Source organism: Vibrio sp. OPT24 (assembly GCF_015163545.1).
Taxonomy (GTDB): domain Bacteria; phylum Pseudomonadota; class Gammaproteobacteria; order Enterobacterales; family Vibrionaceae; genus Vibrio; species Vibrio cyclitrophicus.
The window spans coordinates 205,835-222,859 of the sequence record NZ_JADDYI010000053.1 but is presented as its reverse complement, the minus strand read 5'-3'; the positions used below and the strand labels follow the sequence as shown (position 1 = coordinate 222,859).

12 protein-coding genes are annotated in these 17,025 nt (G+C 42.9%); 6 read left to right on the top strand and 6 right to left on the bottom strand.

Annotated elements, in window-relative coordinates:
- Positions 1–60 precede the first annotated feature (60 nt).
- Together IQO02_RS14670 and aspT are read right to left on the bottom strand one after the other, a co-directional pair.
- Positions 61–1,659, bottom strand: a complete 1,599-nt coding sequence (locus IQO02_RS14670; protein WP_016793687.1) for a bifunctional aspartate transaminase/aspartate 4-decarboxylase — start codon at positions 1,657–1,659, stop codon at positions 61–63.
- Positions 1,660–1,822: 163 nt separating this feature from the next.
- Positions 1,823–3,538 (bottom strand): aspartate-alanine antiporter, encoded by a 1,716-nt coding sequence (gene aspT / locus IQO02_RS14665; protein ID WP_016792029.1) that lies wholly within the window; start codon positions 3,536–3,538, stop codon positions 1,823–1,825.
- A gap of 472 nt (positions 3,539–4,010) precedes the next feature.
- Between aspT and IQO02_RS14660 the strand changes: the two genes are divergently transcribed.
- From IQO02_RS14660 to IQO02_RS14635, 6 genes are all read left to right on the top strand, one after another.
- Positions 4,011–4,223, top strand: coding sequence for a DUF1656 domain-containing protein (locus tag IQO02_RS14660; protein WP_010429574.1), 213 nt, complete (start codon positions 4,011–4,013; stop codon positions 4,221–4,223).
- A 10-nt stretch (positions 4,224–4,233) separates the two neighbouring features.
- Positions 4,234–5,100, top strand: coding sequence for an HlyD family secretion protein (locus IQO02_RS14655; protein WP_016785222.1), 867 nt, complete (start codon positions 4,234–4,236; stop codon positions 5,098–5,100).
- 9 nt (positions 5,101–5,109) lie between these two features.
- Complete coding sequence (locus IQO02_RS14650) at positions 5,110–6,465, top strand: FUSC family protein (RefSeq protein WP_102282493.1); 1,356 nt, start codon at positions 5,110–5,112, stop codon at positions 6,463–6,465.
- Positions 6,466–6,786: 321 nt separating this feature from the next.
- On the top strand, positions 6,787–8,445 hold the full coding sequence (locus IQO02_RS14645) for a hypothetical protein (protein WP_010429568.1): 1,659 nt from the start codon (positions 6,787–6,789) through the stop codon (positions 8,443–8,445).
- Positions 8,446–8,574: 129 nt separating this feature from the next.
- Complete coding sequence (locus tag IQO02_RS14640) at positions 8,575–10,671, top strand: carboxylesterase family protein (RefSeq protein ID WP_016796777.1); 2,097 nt, start codon at positions 8,575–8,577, stop codon at positions 10,669–10,671.
- A gap of 81 nt (positions 10,672–10,752) precedes the next feature.
- Positions 10,753–12,204, top strand: coding sequence for a phospholipase D family protein (locus tag IQO02_RS14635; protein WP_016796513.1), 1,452 nt, complete (start codon positions 10,753–10,755; stop codon positions 12,202–12,204).
- 300 nt (positions 12,205–12,504) lie between these two features.
- Here the strand turns inward: IQO02_RS14635 and IQO02_RS14630 are convergent, their stop codons facing one another.
- From IQO02_RS14630 to IQO02_RS14615, 4 genes are all read right to left on the bottom strand, one after another.
- Entirely contained in the window at positions 12,505–14,223 is a 1,719-nt protein-coding gene (locus tag IQO02_RS14630) for an autotransporter assembly complex protein TamA (RefSeq protein ID WP_016796776.1), read from the bottom strand.
- A gap of 186 nt (positions 14,224–14,409) precedes the next feature.
- Complete coding sequence (locus IQO02_RS14625) at positions 14,410–15,696, bottom strand: DEAD/DEAH box helicase (protein ID WP_016785217.1); 1,287 nt, start codon at positions 15,694–15,696, stop codon at positions 14,410–14,412.
- 143 nt (positions 15,697–15,839) lie between these two features.
- On the bottom strand, positions 15,840–16,580 hold the full coding sequence (locus tag IQO02_RS14620; protein ID WP_016793681.1) for a DUF1223 domain-containing protein: 741 nt from the start codon (positions 16,578–16,580) through the stop codon (positions 15,840–15,842).
- Positions 16,581–16,762: 182 nt separating this feature from the next.
- The gene (locus IQO02_RS14615) at positions 16,763–16,951 is read right to left on the bottom strand and encodes a hypothetical protein (RefSeq protein WP_010429554.1); all 189 of its coding nucleotides are present in this window, start codon (positions 16,949–16,951) and stop codon (positions 16,763–16,765) included.
- Positions 16,952–17,025 lie beyond the last annotated feature (74 nt).

Below are 17,025 nucleotides of genomic sequence, written 5' to 3'. Positions count from 1 at the left end.
GTTGAACGTCATTGACTTAAAATCGAGTCTTCAGTTTTAAGTTTTAAGTTTGACTAAAACTTATTCGCCTTGAAACTCAGCGAAGTGTTCGTCTAACACCTTGCGTGTTGCGCGGCCAATCAGTTCGTACTCGTGGTGAGTCAAGTTAGCCAGTGACACACGAACAGAAGCGTGTACTACATCGAAGCCTTTGCCAGGAAGCAAGATAACGCCAGTTTCGTGTGCAAGGCGGAACAGGAAGTCTTTACCCTTCTCGTTCGCTTTGAACCATTCAACGAAAGCTGGGCCATACAATTTGCCACCCAAAGTGTCGAGCTCAAGCAATGTGTAGTAGTCCACACGGTCTTTGTTTTCTTCAATTTCAATACCCATATTTTTGTACAAAGTTTTGTAACGCTCGCGAATAATACGTTTGCACGCTTCTTTGTAGTTTTGCTCTGAGTCCATTAGGCAGTTCAATGAGAACAGCGCCATTTGAACTTGTTGTGGTAGTGAAAGACCGGCAGTGTGGTTTAATGCAACACTTCGGCTGTCTGCAACGATACGGTCAATGAACTTAATGCCGCGTGGTTCCGGGTCTAGCGTCTTGTAGCGATCATCCAGTTCCAGCTGACGAGTTTCTGGTTGGCTGCGCATTGCATCATCGAACACGTTGTTGTGCTGAATCGCAATCGAGCCAAGGCGCCAGCCTGTCGCACCGAAGTACTTAGAGAATGAGTAAACACAAAGCGTGTTGTATGGAAGTTTGGCAAACAGTGAAACGAAATCGTCTGCGAATGTACCGTATACATCATCGGTGATAATGAACAGATCACTACGTTGTGTGTTAACGAAGTCTGAAAGGTTATTCAGAGTCTCATCGGAGAACTTCACTGATGCAGGGTTTGCTGGGTTTACCACACATAGCAGTTTGATGTCTTTGTCTTCAAGCTTCTCGATTTCAGACATAGGTAGCTGCCATGTTGTCTCATCTAAACGAAGTTCTACAATCTCAAGTTCGTATTCTGAAAGCTCAGGGATTTCTAGGTAAGGTGTGAAGATTGGTGTGATTAACGCAACCTTATCGCCTTTCTTTAGTAGACCGTTGTGAAACATGGTTTGGAATGTGTACGTCATTGATGCCGTGCCACCTTCCGTTGCAAACAGATCGAAATCTGTCGTCATTGGCATAGGACCGTACATCTCTTCTGCAATGTATTGTTTTACAACGCTTTCGATATTCGTCAGCATTCGTGGTGGTACTGGGTAGTTACACGCTAAATACGCATTCACTAGCTCATTTAAGAACACTTGCTTCTCGATACCTAATCGATCTTTTGCGTAACTCAGAGCTTTTTCAATGAATTGAACACCTGGGTTCTGTTGATTGTTGTTTGCGTAAGAATCAAAGCGCTCAACAATACCAACACCATCTGGAATGCCGCCAAAACTTCCGTCTAAGTAAGAGTATGTGCGCTCCGCTTCCATTACTGCGAATTCACCCAAGCGAATAAATGCTTTACGTGGCAATGTTGCTAGGAAGTTTGGATTACCACGACCTGCATCTAATAAAGTACGGTCTGGCACTGTTTGCGCAACTTCAATTAATTTGTCTTTTAATTCAAACGGGCTTAAATCAGCGAATTTAGAAAAGTCGATAGTTGTATTTTGTGTAGTCATGATATTTGCCTAATAATTTAATCTTAAACACTTTCAATTAGAATGAAGTGTTTTACTTAAGTGTGATTATTCAGGCCTACCCTATTTCGTTATTGGGCAGGTCTTTTAATAAGGTGATAATTTTTTAGTGTCTTTTAAATCTGTAATGAATTCTTAGGTTCAATTACATACCCGCATTAACGGTAATAATGCCGACGATAATTGGTCCCCATAGAGTCAGTAACACGTTGGCTACAGCGTAAGTCACGGTGAACGAAAATACTGGCGTTGCATTGCCTGTTTTCTCCATCAATGCTGCGAATGCTGGGTTTGCACTTCGACCACCAGTCACACAACCTAAAGCTTCTACTGGGTTCTTGATCTTCAACACAAAGTACGAGAAGAAGAATGAAATAATCTGTGGAATGATGGTGACTGCCATACCCAAGAACAGAAGTGACATTCCGTGTTCTTTGATGGTATCAACCGCTTGAGGGCCTGCTTGTAGGCCAACAATACCTACAAATGCCGCTAGACCAAAGTCACGAATGAAGTTTGCTGCACCCACTGGGAACTGAGCCACATGTGGGTTTCGGCTACGTAACCAACCAACAAGTAAACCAGAGATCAAACAACCTGCACCAGAACCAATCGTGACGGGAATGCCTGCAATCTTGAAGCTAATTAAGCCAATAAGAAGGCCCAACACCATACCGAAACCCAGTACGATGAAGTCAGTCATAGTCGCAGAACCCATGCGCTTACCGATGTATTTTTCAACTCGGTTAATGTCTTGAGCGGTACCCGTTAGCTGGATAACATCGTTCTTCTCAACAATAAGGTCTTCAGTAATCGCCACTGAAGTACCTGCACGCATGTAGTCTGTCACATACACGCCACGGAATGAGCGTTCGTTTGAGCTGTCTTTGATTTTTTTTAGCGAGCGACCTATTAGCTTGCGGTTATCAGCGATAAGTTGACGATTTTCTTCAATAACTTCATAGCTTTCCGGTAATGCTACTTCATTGCTTTGTGCCTTGCTCTGTAGCTCATGAACCGCATTTCTACGGCCGGTAACCACAACAAGGTCGCCGGCTTTAAGCGCAGTGAACTTGTCTGCACTTAGCTCTTTTCCATCGCGCTCAATAAGTTCGATACACGCAGCAAGTGATGATTGATTCAGTTGTGCTAGCGTTTTCCCAACCAATTTATCGTCGTGAGTTACTTTAAAAGCACGTGTCACTAGAGCGGTGACTGCGTTAAATTCGCCTTCTGCTAAATCGCGTTTGCCGTTAGAGTTTTTCTCTTCTAGGGCTATCGCTTCAGCTCGAATGTCCCATTTCATCAGTGTTGGGAATACCCAAGTCACCATCAAGATTGGTCCTAAAGAACCAAAGATGTATGTTACCGCGTAACCAACCGCTACGTTTGTTTGCATCAGGTGTTTGGCTTCTTCAGATACGCCGCCTAAACGTGCAATCGCATCGCCTGCAGTACCAATGATCGCGGATTGAGTTAAGCCACCAGCCGCTAGACCTGCAGCTGTACCTCTATCTAGATCAAATAACCACGCGGCAGCAAGCACACACAATAAGCCTGAAACCGTCATAACAACCGCAGAGAGCAGAATGTTAATGGTTCTGAAGTTAAGGGCTTTAAAAAATTGCGCGCCGCCTTGATAACCCACAGCATAAATAAAGAGCGCAAAGAAAATACTTTTTACGCCGGGATCAATCTGAACACCAAATTGCCCAATAATTACACCCATTAATAATGTTCCGGCTACCCCGCCTAAAACAAATCGGCCGATAGTAATTTTACCAACCATATAACCCAATGAGAGTGTAATAAATAGTGCGACAAATGGTGCCATGTCAAACAGATTAGAAATAATGTCCATGACAAATTTACTCTTGTTACTAAATATAAGGAGTAAATAATCTAACGAATAACTTAATAATGATATTTGTTGGATTATTAAAAATAAATAAAGCATCTCGTTGCTTCGAACCGAATATTAAGAACAAAAGGTTTTAATATGTAATCTCATTTGATGGATCAGATCATCACTTTGACTATTTGGATAACTCTTAAAGCGTAATTTACTTCTAAAGTCGTTGTTTTAACTGCATTAATCTGGCACCAGCAGAAATGAGTTATTTTCGAAATAAATTGCGATTAATTGTTTTTAAACCCTGAACGGTAACCTACCTGGCCTTGTTCTAATGGCTTGCGATACTAAAGAAAGACATGGCTGGCATAGCTACCTAGTAAAGTCGATTTTTTGATGGATCCGGTCCTCTATACGCGATTATCACAATAAATCGAATTCCGTTATCTTTGTATTCATCAAACAAATAGAGAAAAGAACCATGAACACAATGCCACATGAACTTGTGTGGGGTGAAGTCTACTTCCCACCGCTGTTATTGGTTATCGCACTGGCTTACATATTGACAATGCTAACAGGGTCAATCGCTACCAGGTTTGGCCTTCATAAGTACGTCGCCTTTCCTGCAATAGCAGAACTGAGCTTGATCGTGATTTTTACTGGCGCTATCGGCCATTTTATTACCATTTTTTGAGGCACTTACTTTGATCAAACGTTATCTCATCACACTTTTATTATTGGCTGCTGCGGGAACTGTGGTTTATAGCTATTACCAGTCGTACTCAAGTAACCCGTGGACCAGAGACGGGCAAGTGAGTGCTTATATTGTCTCGATTACACCTCGAGTAACGGGTCAAGTGATTGAAGTACATGTCGAAGACAACTCTAAAGTGAAAAAAGGCGATCTTCTTTTTGAAATCGATCCGAGTATTTACAAGGCGACCTACAGAAAAGCACTTGCCACACAAAAACAAGCGTTTGCCCTACTCGCCAAAGCCAAAAATGAAGAACAACGCGCCTTGAATTTAGAGAAAAGAACGCCCGGTGCCGTGCCCGTGCTCACTCTAAACAACTTAAACAACGCGGTAGAAACAAGCGCCGCGAATGTCGAACTGGCAAAAGCTAACGTAGAAGAAGCACATCTTAACCTTGAGTACACCAAGGTATATGCACCTACTAACGGCTATATTACTAACCTGACCCTACGCGTGGGTTCTCAAGTCGTCGCAAATTCACCTGTGGTTGCGCTAATTGATGAAGATAGCTTTTGGATTGAAGGTTATTTCAAAGAGACTGATTTAGTCGGCGTCGACGTTCAGGACACTGCCTATGTGACCTTAATGATGCACAACAATGTTCAACTAGAAGGACATATCAAAAGTATTGGCTTTGGTATTGCCAAGCAAGACGGCAGCACTGGTAATGATTTATTGCCAAATGTGAATCCAAATTTCCAATGGATACGTCTCGCTCAACGCATTCCTATCAAAGTTAAGTTAGACAAAATACCTGAGGACGTACAACTGCGTGTTGGTATGACTGCCTCGATTAAAATAATCAAAAATAGCTAGGTGGTTCTAATGTTCACTGCATCGACTAAAGACGCGATTAAAGCCGCACTGTCTATCGTTATCGCAATCTGCCTAGCGTTGTGGTTTGGCTGGGAAAAACCCTATTGGGCTGCGATAGCCGTTGCAGTGATGACATTGAACGAAAGCTTCGCCCATTCAATAAACAAAGGCCATAACCGGTTAATGGGAACCTTGTTAGGGACCGGTTATGCCTTTTTCCTTATCGCCATGTTTTCTCAAGATCGTTTCTTGTTTCTAGCATTTTTTACGCTGTTCCTTGGGGTGTGTATCTTCATGTCGAACGACGAGAAGTACGGTTATATCTTTTCAATTGGATTTGCCGTGTGTTCAATTGTTTCATGCATGGGCGGGTTTGATAGCCAAACCACCTTTCACTTTGCTGTTCTTAGGCTTCAAGAGACACTACTAGGAGTTGTGGTCTTCTCTTTTGTGTATCGCATCGTGTGGCCTGTGAATACTGAGCTCAACTTTGTACAACGTTTCGAAACAAGTAAACAAGCGTTGTTAGATGCAATGGAAAAATCAGACGACATCGATATTGCCGCACTTGAAAGCAACACCGCAAATATTGATAAGCTGTATCAACTTTTAGATTTACCACTGACCGGAAGTTATCATCTTAAAGAGAACATCCAAACATGGCGTTTGCGTATCGATGAAATGGCGCATATCCAAGATGCATTAATCAAACAAAGTAACAGTGAACCTAACTTGGGTATCCAGTGGTCGGTTATTATTAAGAACTTGAAGACGTTCGATGTCTTAACACCAGAACAATCTCTTGTTGAAGGCGAACTCAATGTAATGGGCGATCATAAAGAAGTTTCTTGGCATCATGCTCATCGCACGTTTGTTGAACATTTGAATGAAGATGGGCGCAAAGTGCTGCAAGGCGTGTCGATGTTTATCACATCACTATTGATTTGGATTTATCTTCCAGTGCCGGGCGGGGTTATCTTTCCTATGTTAGCCGGTGTATTCTCTTCTATGGTGCCGACAATGCCACCAAGCGTTATTAAGGATGCCTTCTATGGTGTATTGGGCACAGGATCGGTGATTCTGTTGCAGTACATCTTTGTGATGCCCTCAATGACGGAGTTATGGGCGCTCGGTCTATTCTACTTCCTTAACATTATGGTGATATGGAAAGTGTTCGCCACGCCTAAACTCATGGTGCATCGAATACTAGGTGTTAATTTGTTAGTCGTACTGACATCTGGAGCTCTCAACCTTACGCCCGTTTACCAAATTGAAACACCGCTATTAATGTTGGTTAATATCTTAATCATTTTAATGATAGCCAAGCTGTTTACTGATCTATTTAGGGTGAAGGTCACCGCTTAAAGCTCAATACATAAACCACTTCAACAATACGGCCTGCCCAGCATTTTACTTAGCAGGCCGTTTTTTATCTTATAAAAATCATATAAATCAGAATGTTAGAGTAGTTATTCATTAAAGTAGGATAGCGTCCATCAAACGCGATTAACGCGATCTGCCACCTCCTCTTAAAATCCTCTCATTGATTGACGCAATGCATTTTTAGTCGCGACATTCACACTAGCAATCCTAACGGATAAATACATAACAACTGAACACGACGTTCAGTATTACATCGACTGTTTGAGTCTCGAAGGTTTGAGGCCACTCAGCGTGGAAACCGTCATGAGTTTTTTTGAAATACGCACCAGCGCCTGTAAGACCCATACTCTTTCTGTGTTAGCGAGCGCCCTATTACTTATTACTCCCACTTTTGCGTCAGCAGCAAAAACCAAGACTTACACCGAAGTCAAAGAGCAAGGTCGAGTACTGTTTGACAAATATGGCATAAGTCATGACTTGCCAAAGCTAGCAATAAGCTCACTAGTACAAGGTCAGCACCTAGTTGAACACGCACATCGTACACTGCAAGTTGGTGATGATGTTCGTGACTCAAGCGTCTACCTCGTCAAGAACACCGACACTAAAGGCAACATCGACCTTCGTATCAAATATAACCCAGATGAGCTGGATGATAACGAAAACCTACTCGATGAAATAGAAGCCTTCACACGTACCGAATATCGCTTACGTCACTATGCAGAAAGCTTTGATTCATCTTCGGTTCGAGTAAAAGAAATCGACGATAACAAAGTAATCATCAGCTTCGATTATTCGAAGTATGGACTCCCTCAAGATATCGCATATTTCCGTTTTTTGAATGTCGACATTGAGTTAGTCGACGGTGAACCAAAACGAATGCTGATCAGCAATGACAAGCCGTTCAAACACCATACCTACAAGGTAGAAAGCTATAAGCAAGAGATTGAGTTTCACACTTTACCGACGGATAAGTTAGTCATCGCAAATAAAACAACTGAAGTGGTTGGTACAACCAAGAACAAGCCAATGAAGATGACGAGCATCATCGAACCAGTCGCGTTTTATGAAGAGGATAACGGCGTACAAGTGGTCAACGAAGCGAGGCTTCAAGAAGTATCAGACCCAAGAATGTTAGAAGCGAGCGTCAAGCTAGACCGAGTTTTTCCGTTAATGGGTGACATGGTACGACGTCAAGGCATTGATTTACCTCTTCCATTCGGCGTATCAGTGGCTTATCGCAACCAAGACATGGACATTCCAATGACTGATTACGTGATTGGTGGTGTTCGCTTGAACGACTTATTTGATCCTGAAGATAGCGTTGCGACGGTTAAGGCTGAGAGTCTTTCTATACGTGGTGACGTTAATATCCTGCCATTCTGGAATGTATTCGGATATGTAGGAAAGGTAAACGTTGATGCGAATGTGGATGCGGCTTATACCGGCGCAGCAGGTGAATACCTAAAAGACAAACTCAATGACAAATTACCTGGGCTAGGTAACGCACTTTGCGAAGGTGTCTCTGCCTTATGTAACAGTGGCCGTTTGAATGTACCACTTCATCTTGAATATGACTTACGCGGTGCGGGCACCACATTATCTGTTGGTTACAAAGAGTTCTTTGCCTCAGTCACAGGTACCTATTCACAAACACGCCTGAAAGGAATGGATGATTGGGGCGATGGCATTGTTACGGTTCAACCTATGTTGGGTTATCAATTAGTCGATTATCGAGCTCAGTTTTTCGTTGGCGCTGAATACCAAGGTTTAAATTCTCGTATGCAAGGCACTGTAAAAACTGATGACATCGAATTTGATTATGACGTTGGTGTCGACATCGATCAGTGGGCATTCCTAACAGGGGTTAACAAACAGATCGGCAAGCATTACAACATGACCGTGTTGTACAACAAAGGTGAAACTCGTTCGGCTGTAACGCTGAATCTTGGCTACCGATTCTAGTCACTGAGCTTGGGATACCAGCCTAACCTTAAAACTAGGTTGTTCTTAATAAGAAATTTTGTAGCTCTGTTATCTACGTAGATGACGATTAAACAGACTACGCCGAATACTATTGTGGAAACTCTTTTTATGACTATTGCATACCGCTCTACGATCGCCCTTACTATTGCTGCTGCGTTAGCAGGTTGCGATACTGATACTGCCCCTACAGTTCCATTGCCAGACAAACCAGAACCGCTAGTTCCGGCACCTGTTGAACCTTTTACCGCTCAAATCGGTGACGTAACGATTAAAGCGACCAAAGAAGAACTGGTTATTACTTCAAATACCGAAGACAACAAACTGACTTCTGTTGAGTCTTTTAAAGGTATTAAATTTGCTGAGGCAGAGCGCTTTGAGCACAGTGAACTTATCGATCTTGGGACTGACATTGATGCGACTGCGTTTGGTGATGCTTGCCCTCAATTGAAGACCGTTTCACAGACACAATCTGAAGACTGTTTGAACCTTAACATTTGGCGTCCAGTAGACTTAGATGCTGATGCAGATCTACCGGTTTATGTATTCATCCACGGCGGTGACTTTGAATATGGCTCAGGTTCTGAAGCACTTGTGCACGGTGATACCGTGGTTGCTCAAGGAAGCGACGATGGTAAGCCTTTCATCTATGTAAGCTTGAACTACCGTCTTGGTCAGTTAGGTACTCAATGGATTAAAGGCGCAAACGAAGATGGCAACTATGGCCTAGGTGACCAAAAGCGCGCCTTAGAGTGGGTACACAATAATATTACCGATTTCGGTGGTAATGCTCAAAATGTAACCGTTATTGGGCAAGGCTCAGGTGCTATGTCTATTGGTTTCTTGCAGCAAGATGACGATATCGCAGGTCAATATTTCCAACGTTCCATCATGCAGAGCAACCCGTATGGTTTTGAGTACGCTAGCTATGACGTGGCTAAGGACCGCAACAATGATTTTGATGCAAACACTTCGATCGACGAGATCATGGCGTCGCAAGAAACAGCTTTGAATGGTATTGAACAGCTAAAAAATTGGTTGTTAGGTTCTTTGCAAATCCCAATTCTGAGCCCAGCAGCAGATGAAACTCCAATGTCAAACCTGATGCCTTTTGCTCCCTACATCTTGTGTGAAAAAACTAGCTTACTTGGTAGCTGTAGCGAATCAGCAGAATCACCAATACAAGCAGGCTTCTCAGTACCTACTGTCCTCGGTGAAAATGCACATGAAGCGAACAGCTTTGGCATGCTCTTTACTACAACGTTCTTGATTCCGACAGTCATTGAACTACTAGCAAATGATGAGCCTGAACTGCTTACTAACGAAGAGCCAGCACAGCTTGCACTTGCAATGGTTAACTGGTTAGAAGATCAAAACAACATCGTTCTTCTTCAGCAAAAACTATCTGAGCGAGCAAGTGATGAAGTTTCAGCAGAGCTTGTATTGCCAAGCAGCGCTTACAGCGCTGTAACGAGTTTATTTTATGGTGCCAAGCTAGAAGGAGATCTACTTGAAATGACTGGATGCATTGATACCAGTGATATTGCGGGTACCTTAGGTTGCTTGGTCGACATTGTTGATATAACTAGCCACCAACAAACCCAAGACATTCTGGCTCTAACTGATTTTTACCCTAACTCAGAAGCAACTCTGGGCGACGCAACAGCGAACATGAAGCAATTTAAAACCTTGCTAAATGACACACTATTCAATGGCCCTGCTCGTTATATGGCAGCAAACAGCGAAGTACAAGCAACGTTATACTACTTTGAGCACAAACCAAGTTTTAACATGTGGAACTTTAAAACAGCTCTAAATGAAGAAACAGGCGAATACGACCAACTGTCAATCATTGATCTATTCAAAACGATTGGTTGCATCAGCGGTGCATGTAACGGTTCAGAACTACCATTTATGTTCAACAAAGCTGTACGTTTTGACGGTAGTGAGATTCACCCAACAAGTAATGAGAAGGCATTAATGAACGAAATGTCACGCCTATGGTTTAGCGAAGAACTATTCACTAACTACCAGTACAGCGATTCTGCCGACAATGTATTAGTTATCGAATCTCAAGGCTTTAGCGATAACACAACCTATGACTGGGACTATGTCACAAACCCAGGTGTTGATCCTAAGCTTCGTGAAGGTCGCTTAACGGGTCTAACAGAGCAAGGTCTTATGCCTTGGGACTGGTACCTAAACTAAACATATTCCCCCCCTCCTACTTTAACGGCCAGCTCGCTGGCCGTTTTTATATCCAATTTTACGCTCAAACGCAGGTTAGTTATGACACTTAGCAAACTAAAAACAGCATGCACAATGATGTTAATTGCTTTGGTCACAGGATGTGCCCAACCTTACCCCGATGTTGAAACAGACTTCGAAGCAAACTGGCAAAGCACCGAACACCAAGCAGAAGTGTATTTGATTCCTTCTGCGCCAGAAGCCTTCGCTCGTCGTATCGACCTCGTTCGCCGAGCACAACATTCGATAGATATGACTTACTTCTCTTGGGAACGTGACACGCTAGGTTTGATGCTTCTAAACGAGCTAAAGCAAGCAGCGGATCGTGAGGTTCACATCCGACTGACCTTAGATGACCTACTGGTTTTTAATGATAAATGGTTAGCGGAATTGGACTCACACCCCAATATTGAGATTCGACTGTTTAACCCTTTTGAGTCACGTAAAGCTGGCTGGGTTGGCCGTGCGTTCAACTTCTCGACTCACCAAAAGCGACTGGATAATCGACTTCACGAGAAGTACTTCAATGTTGACCATCAATCGATGATTTTGGGCGGAAGAAACATCGGTAATGATTACTTTGGTTATAGCGAAAATGCCAATTTCTTTGATATGGACGTTCTATTTCGAGGTACGGTAATAGCGTCTTTCGATCGCAACTACCAAGCACTTTGGGAGAGCGAATATGTTGTGCCAATTCAAGAACGAATTAAAGTCAAAGGTCAATACAAAGCATTTATTAAAGCAATGAACAATGGCGAAAAGAATAAAGAACAGATCACGTTCGATGTTGAGAAACAGATAAATCACCTAGGTGAACCAAACTTTATTGAAGCATCGGTTACTCCTCTATTTGATTCGTTAAAGAAGCTCGATGACAACAAACCCTACTTTCGTCAACGTACAGAGTACTTAATGAAGCAAAAAGTAGCGACCCCATCTAAGGCTATAATTTCTACGCCTTATATGGTGCCAAGCGATAACCAGTTTGTGTTTGTCGGTGCGCTTAGAGAGAACCAAGCTGAAGTAACCTTACTAACCAACTCATCTGCTTCCAATGATTCAGGCTTTGTGCCAGCGTATTACGAAAAACACCGTGAGACTTTACTCGACAGAGGCGTAAGTATCTATGAGTACAAAAGCCAAGCTATCAATGATGATCACTACTTTCATGTTGATACCTACTACCATAACAAGACCGTCATTTTAGATGAACGAGTGACCTATATTGGCTCTTCTAACTTCGATCCAAGATCAGACTTTTTGAACGTTGAGTTTGGTGTGTTGATTGAGAGTGAAGAGTTTGCGAAGCAAGTGACACACTACTTAACGCGTCAGAAAGAGGATTTGTTCTGGGCTGTTTCGCGAGCCCAATCAGGCGAGACTATTTGGATTTCAGGCGAACAAACACACACAAAGAGCCCAAACTACAGTCCATTGAATAAATTTCCGGATTGGTTGTTTCGAAAAATGAACGGCGAGTTTGAGCTGTAATCCAATGGCTGAATGCTTGTCTTAGCTAGAGCAAAACTCTGTAAACTAATCTCTGAACCATAAAACAAAGAAACCGCGTCACATGCGCGGTTTCTTTGTCTGAAGAAAAACTAATCTTACATGCTTGGTGTAATGGTTCTATTGTCCACGTTATTGACCATTCTAACGTAGTTTAGTAGGTCCGCATCGTAAGTATGCCCACATCCTCCTGCCGTTGATAAATACCGACTTTCAACTCTGGATTCGACTCTTTAATTGGCTTGAATACCCATTAGCGAGAGCTCAAACAAAGTACGAGCATCAGAATTGAGTACCCAAAGAAAAGTGAATACGAAACTCATCACCTTCAGGGGCATCTAAACCGTATGCAAAATCGAGTTTTACAGGAATGAATTGTGATTTCCAAATCAAGCTAAGGCCTGTGCCACGCTTCCAATCTGCTTCATCGTCAAACGCATCACCAACATCGAGAAACGCGCCCATCCAAATTGACTGATACACCTGATGCTGATATTCAAGGCCTGCCGTTAACATGTAGCGCGCGCCGGTTAGTTCGCCGTTATCGTCTTTCGGAGAAATCGATTCATAACCATAACCTCTTAAGCTTCCATCACCACCAGCAAAATAACGCAGTGAAGACGGTACGTCCAACAATGATTTCGCAATGTTAATGCCAACGTTTGAACGGAAATGGAGCTTCTGATTATCACTAATATCCCACGAAACTACACTGTTTCCTTCCAACCGCAACAGCCTTGAATCAGAGAACAGATTAGGGTCAGAATATTCAATAGAATAGATGTGTCGATGATTAATCTCCAATTGATCATTTTTACGATCAACCTGAGAGAAGCTGATGCCAGGTAGCAACAATTGCGATTGGTCTTCCTCAGACGCCTGAATGTACTGTTCGTGCAAGTACTTGACGTAAATGGTGCTTTGCCAATCACTATCTAATTGCCAGTAACGTTCGAACTTAAGATCGTTTGTAAGACTATTGGTGTCTCGATGATCAATTCGTTTCGATTCAAACTGAATACCAAAGTAATCAGTTGTGACCTTTTCCGCTGGGATTTTGTACCCCAACTGCAGTGATTGCTCTTGTTCAGACAAATATGTCTGTGTTTCAAAGCTATGGCCTCTTCGGTTATACCAAGGCTTTGACCAACTGAGCGAGGCTCGTAAACCGAGATCGGTAGAATAACCGCCACCCACCTGCACAATATTACGAGAACTTGGCTCGGCAATGATATCAATTGGAACTTCTAGGTTGTCATCAAGCTTATCAAAGTCACCATGTACGATGACACTTCGAAACCATTGAGTGTCAGACAAATCGGATTGCAGTTCACCTAACTTGATGGTGTCAAAGTCGTCACCTTTTTTGAAAGTTGGTATTTTCTCGATACGGGTAGGATCAACGCCATCATCTGGAATACTTATAGAACCAAACTTGTATCGTGGCCCACTTGAAAAGTGCAGGTAAATGTTGGCGATGTTCTCGCTGGGAATAACTTCAATCTTTGACTCGATAAACCTACCGTCAAAATAACCTTTCCGCTTCGCTAAAGAAAAAATCGCACGCTTAGTATGGTCGTATTCTTGATGAGACAAAGTTAAACCTGAGCCTAACTTGCTATGATTGAGTATGTTGATGAACTCTTTATCTTTACTCGCTTCGCCTGTGACTTTTACTATCGATTCTGCGATGCGCATGACAGGGCCAGAATCGATGTTAATGATCACGTTATCAGAATCATTGAATTCGATATCTAGCTGAGGGTGATAATAACCATAAGGATTGAGCGCATCTTGAATACGTTTAGATAGCTTAGTTTTCGATAGCTGTGAAGCAGGAACATCAACCAAAGGTTCTAAGTATAATTCTACGTTTTCGGTGAGAGTTTTATTAACCCCTTTAGTCTCAAATTCAGCAGCTCTCGAAGAGTGTTGGGTAAACAGGAAAAATGAAGCTACCAGCACTAATTGTTTAATCGAGGTCTTCACGCGGTTACCCAATTTGCTCAAAACCCGAACAGGTTATGAGCAAAGCGTTAAATCGCTGAATCTCTTATGGAGGATCTGACCCTACGAACTAGCGACCGGGCTTTTTGCTAAGATTAGGTTATTACCAGAGCCAAAATGTAAGTACAAAAAAGGCGCAATTAAGCGCCTTTATAAATTTTATTTTTTACTGACTCTATATTAGTTATTTCTCAACCAAACATCTTGGTTTTTAGGTGCTTTCTTCTTTTTCTTCTTGCCTGTGCCAGCAGGTGGCGCAACAGGTTTGAGCGCTGCAACCAGCTCAGCAACCGCTTCGGAATCTACTTCAAAGCCTTCGATTTGCTCACGCTCAAGACGGATTTTGTTCTTCTTCTCAATGATTGTGAAGTGATGGTAATCTTCGTGGTCGATCAAAGATAGCGCTAGACCAACCTCACCCGCACGACCACTTCGGCCAATACGATGCATGTAGTCTGATGGGCTACGCGGTAAATCAAAGTTGATTACTACTGGTAGCTTTTCGATATCCAGACCACGTGCCGCGATGTCTGTCGCGATAAGAACGTCAATCTCGCCAGATTTAAAATCTTCAAGAATACGAGTACGTGAACCCTGCCCTTTATCGCCGTGGAATACTTCTGCGATGATACCGCGCTTGTATAGCTTGTCTGCAAGGTGCTCACAGCTGTTTTTCGCGTTTACGAAGATAAGAGCTTGGCGCCATTCGTGCTGTTGAATCAGGTGCGCTAACAATGCTGTCTTACGACCTTTTTCTACTTCGAATACACGCTGAACCAATGTGCTCGCATTAGCACTTTGAAGTTGAACTTCAATTGGATCATTCAGTAGTTCGTGAGTCAGCGTTTTAACTTGCTCGGGGAAAGTCGCAGAGAACAACAAGGTTTGTTTTTTGCTTGGCAGAAGTTTCAAGATCGCGTCTAGTTCTTCTGTAAAACCAAGGCTTAACATTCGGTCAGCTTCATCAAGTACTAACGTTTTTGCTTTATCGAGTTTGATAGCGTTGCTTGAGATCAGGTCAAGCAATCGGCCTGGTGTTGCCACCAAGATATCTGTACCACCACGTAGCGCTTGCATCTGAGTGTTCACCGACACACCACCGAATACACAAACGGTTTTAATTGCACCGTTGAAATGCACTGCGTAAGACTTAACGCTATCGGCAACTTGCTTAGCAAGCTCACGTGTTGGAACCAAGATAAGGCCAGAAACATAGTTACCTTTGCCCGAACGACGGTCTAAAGGTGCATCTTCATGGATCTGCTGTAATAGTGGAAGTGCAAATGCCGCGGTTTTACCTGAACCGGTATTTGCGCCTGCAATTAGGTCGCGTCCTGCTAACACACTCGGAATAACTTGCGCTTGGATAGGCGTTGGCTGTTGGTATTCAAGCTCGGTAAGACGAGCCATCAATGGTGAAATTAAGCCAAGATCAGAAAAGTTGGTTGGTGTTGTGGTGTTAGTCATTAATTGCAGGAACTCAAAGCTAAAATAATAGCGCGCTATACTAACGTATTTCAGCCGTATTACGTAACTAAATCGCCCCTTTCTCCCGTGTTTCAGCGATTAAGCCCCTCTAAAACACATCCAGATACCAAGTTATCGCAAATTTAGTTCAGCCACCCTGCTACTGTTTGTTCCGGTTCATACGAGTTAGGCTCTGTTAACCACACGGCTACTGCATCAGGTGTGGCAACTAACGGGGAGAAGTCGATATTGAATTGCCATTCAGACTCACCACGTTGGTAGCCATCGTAAACCACGACAAAATCGTGCTCAAGTTTCTTATCTCTGTTCTCGCCCGCTTTAACGCTGGTGACTTCGTTCATCGCCAACAAGGCAATATGAGCGACATAGTCCCCTTTTCCTTCATAACTGACACTGAACGTGTCGCCTTTATGATTGACTGTAAGCTTGGGGTTATTTTGTTGGGGGAGCGAAGGCAGCGTTCTATCAAGCCAATTGAAATAACCGCGCCACTCTTTACCGTCGACAACGAAGCCTGGCGTATAAACGCCACTTGTTACCCCATAAGCTTTGTATAAACGTTGCTTCTGACTGAACGCTTTGCTGGCAAACTTGTCTCCCCAACCTAGGTAATCCCAGTAGTCAACGTGATAAGCGAGCGGAATAACTTGTGTCCAGAGTTTCGGATGTTCTTCAAAAGTGCTGAGGTATTCATCAGCAGGCGGACAACTCGAACAACCTTCAGAGGTGAACAGTTCGATCACCTGAGCAGGTTGCCCTTCATTACTCCAGGTTTGTGCAAGCGACACTGAGGAATACAAACTGATCGGTAAGGCAAATAAACAAAGTTTAATCAATGATGGATTGAGTTTGGCGTGTGACATACCGAGCTCCTTGTACAAAGCGAATTGATTGGCGCTCAAATACAGACCGTTATGCCTAGGTTTTTCTTTCAGGAGCTTAGTTTGCGAAAAGATAGAGTTTATTTCAGATACAAAAACGCCAGCTTCAAAAGCTGGCGTTTCTTAATTCTGTATTTCTTTAATTCTATGCATTTACGCTGAGATTAACGGTTGATACCGATATCGCGCTGCATGTGACCCGATAGGTCGCTTGCGTAGTAACTACGTGGAGAGTTGTCTACGAAAAGAATATCGAAAATGTGTGCAATCAATCCTTTGAAGTTAACCGAGTAGGTCTTCTTATCCATAGAGTTAGGAACAGCGATAGTATTCATTTGCATTGCTTGAGCCATGATTGCCTCTCTATAAACTTGTTTAAGTATTTCGTTCTGATGACAAGAATAATAGGTGATATTTTACCCGTTAA

Bases quoted from the DNA above. Each gene is read 5' to 3' on its own strand.
- IQO02_RS14670 (WP_016793687.1), bottom strand. From the start codon at position 1,659: ATGACTACACAAAATACAACTATCGACTTTTCTAAATTCGCTGATTTA.
- aspT (WP_016792029.1), bottom strand. From the start codon at position 3,538: ATGGACATTATTTCTAATCTGTTTGACATGGCACCATTTGTCGCACTA.
- IQO02_RS14660 (WP_010429574.1), top strand. From the start codon at position 4,011: ATGAACACAATGCCACATGAACTTGTGTGGGGTGAAGTCTACTTCCCA.
- IQO02_RS14650 (WP_102282493.1), top strand. From the start codon at position 5,110: ATGTTCACTGCATCGACTAAAGACGCGATTAAAGCCGCACTGTCTATC.
- IQO02_RS14645 (WP_010429568.1), top strand. From the start codon at position 6,787: ATGAGTTTTTTTGAAATACGCACCAGCGCCTGTAAGACCCATACTCTT.
- IQO02_RS14640 (WP_016796777.1), top strand. From the start codon at position 8,575: ATGACTATTGCATACCGCTCTACGATCGCCCTTACTATTGCTGCTGCG.
- IQO02_RS14635 (WP_016796513.1), top strand. From the start codon at position 10,753: ATGACACTTAGCAAACTAAAAACAGCATGCACAATGATGTTAATTGCT.
- IQO02_RS14625 (WP_016785217.1), bottom strand. From the start codon at position 15,696: ATGACTAACACCACAACACCAACCAACTTTTCTGATCTTGGCTTAATT.
- IQO02_RS14620 (WP_016793681.1), bottom strand. From the start codon at position 16,580: ATGTCACACGCCAAACTCAATCCATCATTGATTAAACTTTGTTTATTT.
- IQO02_RS14615 (WP_010429554.1), bottom strand. From the start codon at position 16,951: ATGGCTCAAGCAATGCAAATGAATACTATCGCTGTTCCTAACTCTATG.